The 9,534-nt window shown below is 60.7% G+C and carries 7 protein-coding genes; 4 read left to right on the top strand and 3 right to left on the bottom strand.

Features of this window, described 5'->3' with window-relative positions:
* Window positions 1-349: 349 nt before the first annotated feature.
* Both ubiB and ubiE read right to left on the bottom strand, forming a co-directional pair.
* Entirely contained in the window at window positions 350-1,924 is a 1,575-nt protein-coding gene (gene ubiB / locus AC1D17_RS12195) for a 2-polyprenylphenol 6-hydroxylase (protein ID WP_477565661.1), read from the bottom strand.
* Between the two features lie 62 nt (window positions 1,925-1,986).
* Window positions 1,987-2,763, bottom strand: a complete 777-nt coding sequence (gene ubiE, locus AC1D17_RS12190; RefSeq protein ID WP_477565660.1) for a bifunctional demethylmenaquinone methyltransferase/2-methoxy-6-polyprenyl-1,4-benzoquinol methylase UbiE — start codon at window positions 2,761-2,763, stop codon at window positions 1,987-1,989.
* 207 nt (window positions 2,764-2,970) lie between these two features.
* On the opposite strand from ubiE, the gene mutM reads away from it, so the two are divergent.
* The 3 genes from mutM (at window position 2,971) to dnaA (ending at window position 6,886) form a co-directional block, all read left to right on the top strand.
* Window positions 2,971-3,876, top strand: a complete 906-nt coding sequence (gene mutM / locus AC1D17_RS12185) for a bifunctional DNA-formamidopyrimidine glycosylase/DNA-(apurinic or apyrimidinic site) lyase (RefSeq protein WP_477565659.1) — start codon at window positions 2,971-2,973, stop codon at window positions 3,874-3,876.
* Between the two features lie 203 nt (window positions 3,877-4,079).
* Window positions 4,080-4,346 (top strand): 30S ribosomal protein S20, encoded by a 267-nt coding sequence (rpsT, locus tag AC1D17_RS12180; RefSeq protein ID WP_037104210.1) that lies wholly within the window; start codon window positions 4,080-4,082, stop codon window positions 4,344-4,346.
* Between the two features lie 983 nt (window positions 4,347-5,329).
* On the top strand, window positions 5,330-6,886 hold the full coding sequence (gene dnaA, locus AC1D17_RS12175) for a chromosomal replication initiator protein DnaA (protein ID WP_477565658.1): 1,557 nt from the start codon (window positions 5,330-5,332) through the stop codon (window positions 6,884-6,886).
* A gap of 83 nt (window positions 6,887-6,969) precedes the next feature.
* Here dnaA and AC1D17_RS12170 read toward each other — a convergent pair whose 3' ends face one another.
* Complete coding sequence (locus tag AC1D17_RS12170) at window positions 6,970-8,361, bottom strand: leucyl aminopeptidase family protein (protein ID WP_477565657.1); 1,392 nt, start codon at window positions 8,359-8,361, stop codon at window positions 6,970-6,972.
* Between the two features lie 142 nt (window positions 8,362-8,503).
* Here AC1D17_RS12170 and AC1D17_RS12165 point away from each other — a divergent pair, with 142 nt between their 5' ends.
* Window positions 8,504-9,325: a tetratricopeptide repeat protein gene (locus AC1D17_RS12165; protein ID WP_477565656.1), complete on the top strand. Its 822-nt coding sequence runs from the start codon at window positions 8,504-8,506 to the stop codon at window positions 9,323-9,325.
* Window positions 9,326-9,534 lie beyond the last annotated feature (209 nt).

Here is a 9,534-nt window from a genome sequence, read left to right as displayed (position 1 = left end):
GTTCCGGACTGGTATGGGGCAGGCGCAGCGTTCCCCGCCGCACACCCGGCTGGTTGAGCACGACGGCCATTTGCTCATGATCACCCGGACGCGAAGCCCGGATGTGCACGGCATTTTGGGGGATTTGTACGGGCGGGATTGCTGTTTGCTTCATGACGTTCCTCGTCTTCAAATGCGAGGAGGTAAGAAGCTTGCGACCCTACCTGCCTCGGCAGGGTCCACAGGATGAAGGCGCTTTTAGCCCAGCACCGATCCTGCGCACCCCGAAAGGTCCGTGCAGGTCATGGTAAGGGTCTTTGCTACGCTGTTCATGCGGTGAAATTGAACGAACGCGCGCGCAAAGGCAAGCTCAAAAAACCCGCCACGCAATCACGATCAGCGTAAGCGCGATTACCCATAGCGCGACGCGACCCGAACGGCTGTGGCGTGCCTCGGAACGGCCGATGGCCTCGGCGGTGCCTTCGTCAAAACGCAGGCCATTTTCCGCCATGGCCGTCAGGTCGCGGGAGAATTTCTCCGTTTTCGCGGCAATCTCGGGCGCGGCCTCGGCAAGACGCAATGCGGCGTGCAGCCCTTCCTTGACATCGGACACAATGCGCCTGGGGCCGAGATTGTCGCGAATCCAGGCACCGACCACAGGCTCGGAAGCCTTCCACATGTTGAAGCGCGGATTGAGCGTGCGGGCAACACCTTCAACGACCACCATGGTCTTTTGCAGCATCACCAGCTCCGGCCGGGTCTCCATGTCGAAAAGCTGGGTCACCTCGAACAGCAGCGTCAAGAGCTTTGCCATCGAAATCGTTTCGGCCGGCTGGCCATGGATCGGCTCGCCGATGGCGCGGATCGCCTGCGCGAAGCTTGCGACATTGTGGTGGGACGGCACATAGCCCGCTTCGAAATGCACATCGGCGACGCGGCGATAATCGCGGGTGATGAAACCATAGAGGATTTCGGCGAGGAAGCGGCGCTCCTTCTTGCCAAGCCGGCCGACGATTCCGAAATCGACCGCGACGATCATGCCCTGCGGATCGACGAACAGATTGCCCTGGTGCATGTCGGCGTGGAAAAAGCCGTCCCGCAGCGTGTGGCGCAGGAAGGACTGGATCAGCGTATCGGCCAGCGCATCGAGATCGTGGCCAGCGGCGCGCAGGCCCTCGACATCCGACATCTTGGTGCCGTCGATCCACTCCATCGTCACAACGTCGCGGCCGGTGCGCTCCCAATCGACCTTCGGCACCCGGAATCCCGGATCATCCGCCGCGTTCTCGCCAAGCTCAGACAGGGCGGCGGCCTCGAGCCGCAGATCCATCTCGATCTTGGTGGTCTGCTCCAGCGTCTTCGTCACTTCGACCGGCCGCAGGCGGCGGGTATGGGGCAGGAAACGCTCCTGCAGCCCGGCAACGAGGAACATCGCCTCCAGATCATGGGCAAAGCGCTGGCGCACGCCGGGGCGAATAACCTTGACCGCGACCTTTTGGTCGATGCCGTCACGCACCACTGTGGCCGGGTGCACCTGAGCTATCGAGGCGGCGGCGATCGGCTCGCCGAAATGCCCATAGAGATCGGCGACCGGACGGCCGAGCGAACTCTCGATGGCGGCGCGTGCTTCCTCCACCGGAAACGTCGCCATGCGATCCTGCAGGAAGGACAGGTCGTCTGCAAAATCAACGCCGACGACATCCGGGCGGGTGGCGAGAAACTGACCGATCTTCACATAGGACGGACCAAGCCGCTCGATGGCCCGGGCCAGCCGGTCGCTGCGGACTTCCTGTTTGGCACGGCGGCGCGCGAAAAGGCCGGCGAAGGATTGCGCGGCCTTCGGCAGTGCCGGCATGTCTTCCGACGGCAGCGCCGACACGACGCCTTCGCGCACCAGAACCCAACCGATACGAACGAGACGGAGATAGGCTCCGGGCGTGCTCATAGCGGCCTGCCGCCGCGCCGGGGCAGCCCCTCAGAGCGCTTCACGAGAATGGATATCATGCGTCAGATCTTCCAGCCGGAATGCAGCGCGGCAATGCCGGCGGTGTAATTGGTATAGGTGACACGCGAGAAGCCGGCCTTGGTGATCATGGCGGCGAAATCACGCTGGTTGGGGAATTTGCGGATCGATTCCACCAGATACTGGTAGGGCTCGGCATCGCCGGTGACCATCTTGCCGAACTTCGGGATCGCGTTGAACGACCAGGCGTCATAGACCTTGTCGAGCAACGGCATATCGACTTCGGAGAATTCCAGCACAAGCAGGCGACCGCCGCGCTTGAGGACACGGTAGGCTTCCGACAGCGCCACGTCGATGCGCGGCACGTTGCGGATGCCGAAGGCGATCGTGTAGCCATCGAAGGAATTCGCCTCGAACGGCAGTTCCTCGGCATTGGCCTCGACGAAGGTGAGATTGGGCGACAGGCCCTTCTTTTCGGCGCGTTCGGCGCCGACGGCGAGCATCGAGCCATTGATATCGAGCACGGTCGCATGCGCCTTGCGGTCCGATGCCTCGACGATGCGGAAGGCAATGTCGCCGGTGCCGCCGGCAACGTCGAGAACCTTGTAGTCCTCGGAGCGGCGCGGATTGAGCGCTGATATCATCGCATCCTTCCAGGCGCGATGCAGCCCCATGGACATGACGTCGTTCATGATATCGTAGCGCTTGGCGACCTTGTGGAAGACATCGTTGACGAGCGCCTGCTTCTCGCCCTGGCCAACCTGGCGAAACCCATAGGAGGTTTCCATACCGCCATCGGCAGAAGTGCGCTCACCAGTCATCAAGGTTTACTCCATTCAATCGCTGTTGCGCCGACCATAGCGAATTCGCTTCATCCACGCTATCTCTGCGGCAGATAGCAGCCTGCGGCATTCGCGCCCGTGGTTAAGATCGGCCTGCTTATAGGACCGGCCTGCTATAGGATATGTGCGCAGCGAATGGAATTGCCAAATGGCCCCGGTCAGTTGGCGCATGGCAAGGAGACGTGAATGCCGGAACTTCCCGAGGTGGAAACGGTCAGGCGGGGCCTTGCGCCGGCCATGGAAGGTGCGCTGCTGGTGCGGGCCGAGCTGCGGCGCCCGGACCTGCGCTTCCCCTTCCCGGCCGGTTTTGCGACGCTTATCTCGGGACGGCGCATCGTCTCGCTGGGCCGTCGCGCGAAATACCTTCTGATCGACCTTGAGGGTGGCGACGTGATCATCGCCCATCTCGGCATGTCCGGGTCCTTTCGGGTGGAAGACGGCCGGGTGGAGGCGGATCCCGCATCCGACACACCCGGTGACTTTCACCATCCGCGTGGCAAAAGCGAAAAGCACGATCATGTCGTTTTCCATCTGGAGGGGACAGGAGGCCCTGCCCGCGTCATCTACAACGACCCGCGCCGCTTCGGTTTCATGGACCTTGCCCGTCGGGACACGCTTTCCAGCCACGCTTTTTTCCGCGAGCTTGGCGAAGAGYCGACCGGCAACGTGCTCGATGCCGCCTATCTGGCGGCGCGATTTGCCGGCAAGGCGCAGCCACTGAAATCGGCGCTGCTCGATCAGAAGAACATTGCCGGCCTCGGCAATATCTACGTCTGCGAGGCACTGTGGCGCTCGGGTCTCTCGCCGCTGCGGGTCGCAGGCACGCTGGTGGATGCCAGGGGGAAACCGAAGAGGGCGCTCGCTCTTCTGACCGAGGCGATCCGAACGGTGATTGCCGACGCCATCGCCGCCGGCGGCTCGTCGTTGCGCGACCATATCCAGACGGACGGCACGCTGGGTTACTTCCAGCACTCGTTCTCGGTTTATGACCGTGAAGGCGAACCTTGCCGGACGCCAGGCTGCGGCGGAATCGTCGCGCGCGCCGTTCAAGCGGGCCGATCGACCTTCTATTGCCCGAAATGCCAGAAATAACGCGGCCGGCCATGGTCACCCGGCCGCGGCGTTTTCGAAAATAGCGCGTTGACGCAGGCGGTGTTTAAGGCTATATGCCGCCCACAGTTTGGAAAGCCGCTCCAAGGTTTTCCGATATTGCTCCCTACTTGCTTGGACGACAGGTCGCAGTGACCCGGCACGGCGGTAGAGAGTTTTTGTCAGATTTCGAAGAGAGACACCAAATGGCCAATACAACTTCGGCGAAAAAAGCGACCCGCAAGATCGCCCGCCGCACGGAAGTCAACAAGTCCCGCCGTTCGCGCGTTCGCGGCTTCATCCGCAAGGTCGAGGAAGCCATCGCTTCCGGCGATCAGGTTCTCGCCCAGGCAGCCCTGAAGGCAGCCCAGCCGGAACTGATGCGCGCCGCAACCAAGGGTGTGCTGCATGCCAATACGGCATCGCGCAAGGTGTCGCGTCTTGCGAACCGCGTAAAGTCGCTTTCGGCTTAAGCCGGCTTATTAAAATATCATCAATGCATTAGCCCGGTTTCATGACCGGGCTTTTCAGATTCGTACCTCCGGCATGCGAATGGTTAATCCGCGCACACGGCATTGTGTCACCGCAATGACAGAAATTTTTAAATAAAATCAATTGCTTGCAGGAGGACGCTCAGACTCACCCGCCTGCTACCCGGGCCAGCCGGGGCTCTAAACGAGTCAAGAAATTTTTTATTTTTTTTGTTTTTCGCCAGCTAACTTCCGGGCCAAAATTCAAAGCCCTTGATTCAAAAGCGATTCTCTTCCACCGGGCTCCGGTCCATGCAGGACACGCTATGAGAGTCAACGCCCGGCCCTTCCCAAGCGTTAAAATTCGCGATTGATCTTGTGCCACGATCCTGCCTAAATGCCCCCACAGAAGGCGCAGGACATACCTGTGGGCAAGATGAGAAAGCGGCCTTTCAACAGGTGGCACACTCTCACTTAAACCTTCTGTAACGGGGTGGTTCCACAACGTTCCATCAATCAGAACAGGGCGTTTTCAACTGAGCAATATATTTGCCCGGAACGATGCCTTGCGACTTCTGGTTGAGAACGACTGGATCTATCCGATACACCGGACATTGCACATCGCGGCTCCTGCTGCGCTGTGAGGGGACGGAGGCCGGTATGCGGATGAGGACGCGATATCGGCAAGCTGGCCTGCCCTTCTTTTAACGAGGGTTGGGAAGGCCGGTTGGAGGTGAGTGGACGGAGAGGACACGAGGCCTCTGCGGATACTGAAATGAAATTGTGCAAACGGGACATGCGTTTGGCTTTTGCCAGATGGATATTGCACGAAACCGGGCCGTGGGAGGAGGATGAGGATTCCTCTTGCGGTGCGGGGAGCGTTTGAATTGGGCGGCATGCCTTTGAAAAGGGCCGCTTGAGACAGACATAAGGGCTGACGCCGGCAGCAATGGCGGCGTCGCGGAATGATATTGGAAGGCGGCAATATGCTTGGTAATTCGGTGACGGCGGCGATTGTGTTCGAGAATGGGGAGAATGCCCGTCAGATCGCGGTAAAGCAGTCTGACAATACGACCGGGGAAAAGGGCGACACGATGCAGAGCGCACTTTTCGAGCGGGTCAGTGCGCGTTTGAAAGCCCAGGTCGGTCCTGATGTTTTTGCCAGCTGGTTCGGCCGGCTGAAGCTCCACTCCATGTCCAAGAGCGTTGTGCGGTTGTCCGTTCCGACGACCTTTCTGAAATCCTGGATCAACAACCGTTACCTCGATCTGATCACCACCATCTTCCAGCAGGAAGACGCAGAGATCCTGAAGGTGGAGATTGTCGTTCGCAGCGCAACGCGCAGCACCCGGCCCGGTCTCCAGGATGATGTGGCCCAGACGAACCACAGCGATACGGCAGCGCCTGTATCTTCACGCCGTGCCGCGCCGCAGACCCTTGCCCATCACGCCGCAGCAACGGTGACCAATCTTCAGAAGCTCCAGCCGGTCGCAGGCCCTCTGTTCGGTTCGCCGCTGGATTCACGCTACACATTCGAAAGCTTTGTCGAGGGTTCGTCGAACCGCGTCGCACTTGCGGCCGCAAAGACGATTGCCGAAGCCGGCGCCGGCGCCGTGCGCTTCAACCCGCTGTTCATTCATTCGACGGTCGGCCTTGGCAAGACGCACCTTTTGCAGGCCATCGCCACCGCTGCGATCCAGAGCGCGCGCGCGCCCCGCGTCGTCTATCTGACGGCTGAATATTTCATGTGGCGTTTCGCAACGGCCATTCGCGACAATGATGCCTTGTCGCTCAAGGAAACGCTGCGCAACATCGATCTTCTGGTCATCGACGACATGCAGTTCCTGCAGGGCAAGTCGATCCAGCACGAATTCTGCCATCTCCTCAACATGCTGCTCGACAGCGCCAAGCAGGTCGTCGTGGCTGCCGACCGTGCACCCTGGGAGCTGGAATCGCTCGATCCGCGCGTCCGTTCTCGCCTGCAGGGCGGCGTCGCCATCGAGATGGAAGGCCCGGATTACGAGATGCGTCTCGAAATCCTCAAGCGCCGCCTCGAAGTCGCCCGTCTGGACGACCCGTCCCTCGACATTCCCGCCAATATCCTCAGCCATGTCGCCCGCAACATCACAGCCAGCGGCCGCGAGCTTGAGGGCGCGTTCAATCAGTTGCTTTTCCGGCTTTCATTCGAGCCCCAGTTGTCGATTGAACGGGTCGATGAACTGCTTGGCCATCTGGTCAATGCCGGTGAACCGCGCCGGGTGCGCATCGAAGACATCCAGCGCGTCGTTGCCAAGCACTACAACGTATCGCGTCAGGAACTGGTCTCCAACCGCCGCACCCGCGTCATCGTCAAGCCGCGCCAGATTGCCATGTATCTGGCAAAGACGCTGACGCCCCGCTCCTTCCCGGAAATCGGCCGCCGTTTTGGCGGACGCGATCACACCACGGTTTTGCATGCCGTTCGCAAGATCGAAGATTTGATCACCGGCGACACCAAGCTGTCGCATGAGATCGAACTGTTGAAGCGGCTGATCAACGAATAGGCCGCCCGTTTTCGGATGAATGGATTGAGACATACCCCCCTGTCCCGGACAGGGGGGTATGTGCCTGTCAAGCGGACCCCAAACTACTTCTTCCCGCTGGCAATCAGATGATACAGCGCGCGGATCGCCTGTGCCTCGCCGCCAAGCGGCGAATGCGGCCTTTCGGCCGGTGCCCAGCCGAAAATGTCGAAATGGGCCCAGCTCTTTGCATTGCTGACAAAGCGCTTCAGGAACAACGCTGCGGTAATCGACCCCGCCATACCGCCTGAAGGCGCGTTGGTCAGGTCGGCGATGCGGGCCGAGATATCCTTCTCATACCCCTTGTAGAGCGGCATGCGCCACAGCGGATCATCGACCGTCAGGCTCGATTCGGTAAGATCGTGGGCGAGGTCCTCGTCATCGGTGTAGAACGGCGGCAAGTCCGGACCGAGCGCAACACGGGCAGCTCCTGTCAGGGTCGCCATGTCGATCAAAAGGTCGGTCTCCTCCTCGTCTGCGTAAGCCAGCGCATCCGCAAGGATCAGCCGGCCTTCGGCATCGGTATTGTCGATCTGCACCGTCAGACCCTTGCGGCTGCGATAGATATCGCCAGGACGGAAGGCATTGGCGGAGATCGAGTTTTCGACCACCGGCACGAGGACGCGCAGGTCGATCTTCAGCTTGGCGTCCATGATCATCAGGGCAAGCCCCATGACATTGGCAGCGCCGCCCATGTCCTTCTTCATCAACAGCATGGAAGCGGCAGGCTTGATGTCGAGGCCGCCGGTATCGAAGCAGACGCCCTTGCCCACCAGCGTCACCTTGCGGTGCCCCYTCTTGCCCCAACGCATTTCAAGCAGGCGCGGTGCCTCGGCGCTGGCGCGGCCGACCGTGTGGATCAACGGGAAATTCTGCTTCAGCAAATCGTCACCGGAGACGACGGAAACCTTGGCCTTGTAGTGTTCGCCGAGCGCTCGGAAGGCTTCTTCCAGGGCATTGGGGCCCATGTCGTTGGTCGGCATGTTGATCAGGTCGCGGGCGAGGAAAACACCGGCAAGCTGGCGCTTTATATCGGATGCATCGGCGTCTGCGGGGATCATCAATGTCGGCGCTTCCTTACCGGCCGCCTTGTAACGGTCAAAGCTGTAGGAGCCGAGGCCGTAGCCGAGAGCGAGACGATTTGCCGTCAGCGGCGCGGTTTCGATATGCCATTTCCCGGCCGGCAATGTTCGTGCCAGCTTACCGGTGAGAAACGGCGCTTCGGAAGGATTGGCGCCAAGCCCGAACAGCGCACCGCCGAGATGACCGTCCTCGGACGGGATCAGCAGGACCGCACCGGACTCCGCCTTGAACCCCGCCTTGCGAGCCCAGTCGAGCGCAATCGGATCAATGGCGCCGATATCGATATGAGCCGGTGTTACCGCGAAGATCGGCAGGGTCTTGCCGGCGCTGGTATTGAACGGCGACGGACGGTCGATGAATTGATAGGAGGCCATGAAAATCCTTCGGAAGGAACGGAGTAGAATCACCCGATTAACGCTCTGTTAGGGTTAACAGATTATTGCTGGAGTGAAGATTGCGCCGATGTGTTGGGGATTTGCGTCCGGTGCTTGAACAAATGCTTAAGGGGCATTGGCAATGAACGCACGCGGACAACAGTCTTTTTCGAGCATCCGGTTCCTGCGAGCAACCGCCATGGCGATCCTCGCAGTGACGCTGGCCGGCTGCGGTACGCAGAAGAAGGAGCTGACGACGGGCTCCATTCCCTCCCCCAATTTCTCCAAACCGGTCCAGTCAATGAACGCGACCGAGCTCTCGACGGCAGCGGAAAGCATCGGCAAGGCCTATGAGCGCAACCCGAAAGACCGCGCCGCCGGCCTGAACTATGCCAACATGTTGCGCATGACCGGCCGCAATGACCAGGCACTGGCCGTCATGCAGCAGGTAGCGATCAATTTCCCGACCGACCGCGAGGTCCTTGCCGCCTATGGAAAATCGCAGGCCGCCGCAGGTCAGCTCGAGCAGGCGCTGGACACGATTACCCGCGCCCAGACCCCCGACCGCCCGGATTGGAAACTGAAATCGGCCGAAGGTGCGATCCTCGATCAGCTCGGCCGCGCAGGCGAAGCACGTCAGCGCTACCGCGAGGCGCTCGACATACAGCCGAACGAACCGACGGTGTTGTCCAATCTCGGCATGTCCTACCTGTTGAACAAGGATCTGAAGACGGCAGAAACCTATCTGCGCTCGGCGGCCGGCCAACCCGGCGCCGACAGCAGCGTGCGCCAGAACCTGGCGCTCGCCGTCGGCCTGCAGGGGCGCTTTCCCGAGGCCGAACAGATCGCCCGTCAGGAACTTTCGCCGGACCAGGCCGAAGCCAATGTCCAATATCTGCGTTCGATCATGTCGCAGCAGAATGCCTGGCAGAAGCTTGCAAAGGACGACAAGGGCACGAACTGAGCCCTGCGGCGCTACCGGCTACCGCAGCTGCGTCTCCCGACGGCAGCGCGGCGTCCAAGGCACCTGTGATCACGCGGTCATAGGTCCAAAGGCTGCAGTGCCGCGGTCATTTGAACCCGCTCTCCAACCCAGTCGATCAAGAAGGCAGCCGCATGGAAGACGCGTATCGCGATCTTCCCGACATGCTTTTGACCATACCGAAAACCGGA

Source organism: Pararhizobium sp. P1_E7 (genome assembly GCF_056405855.1).
Note: the sequence above shows the minus strand (reverse complement) of the source record. Positions and strands in the feature narration are given on the sequence as shown.

What these genes read in the sequence shown, in the direction of transcription:
- ubiB (WP_477565661.1), bottom strand. Translation starts at nt 1,924, where the DNA reads ATGAGCACGCCCGGAGCCTATCTCCGTCTCGTTCGTATCGGTTGGGTT.
- ubiE (WP_477565660.1), bottom strand. Translation starts at nt 2,763, where the DNA reads ATGACTGGTGAGCGCACTTCTGCCGATGGCGGTATGGAAACCTCCTAT.
- rpsT (WP_037104210.1), top strand. Translation starts at nt 4,080, where the DNA reads ATGGCCAATACAACTTCGGCGAAAAAAGCGACCCGCAAGATCGCCCGC.
- dnaA (WP_477565658.1), top strand. Translation starts at nt 5,330, where the DNA reads ATGCTTGGTAATTCGGTGACGGCGGCGATTGTGTTCGAGAATGGGGAG.
- AC1D17_RS12165 (WP_477565656.1), top strand. Translation starts at nt 8,504, where the DNA reads ATGAACGCACGCGGACAACAGTCTTTTTCGAGCATCCGGTTCCTGCGA.